This is a genomic window from Microvirga pakistanensis, from assembly GCF_004458765.1.
Taxonomy (GTDB): Bacteria; Pseudomonadota; Alphaproteobacteria; order Rhizobiales; family Beijerinckiaceae; genus Microvirga; species Microvirga pakistanensis.
The window spans coordinates 1-223 of sequence record NZ_SPJX01000637.1 but is presented as its reverse complement, the minus strand read 5'-3'; the positions used below and the strand labels follow the sequence as shown (position 1 = coordinate 223).

Sequence of the window (223 nt, the reverse complement as noted above, 5' to 3'; positions counted from 1 at the left end):
TCTCCCTCCTTCGTCAGCTCGAGGTCGATCAAGCCCAGATGGCTGCCCCAGAAGCCGGCCATCACGGCGGGCTTGCCGTGCAGGGTGCCCTTCTGCACGTCGACGCCGGGACTGTTGTTGAACTCCTTGCCGCCCGGGAACACGAAATGCTGGTGGCCGGTCAGGATCACGTCGATGCCGTCGACCTTGGCCAGATGCAATGCCGCGTTCTCCTCGCCTCCTT

At 64.1% G+C, this 223-nt stretch carries 1 pseudogene; it reads right to left on the bottom strand.

What is annotated here, in order from left to right:
• Positions 1–223 (bottom strand): annotated as a pseudogene (locus E4K09_RS24160) (2',3'-cyclic-nucleotide 2'-phosphodiesterase); the annotation flags it as partial.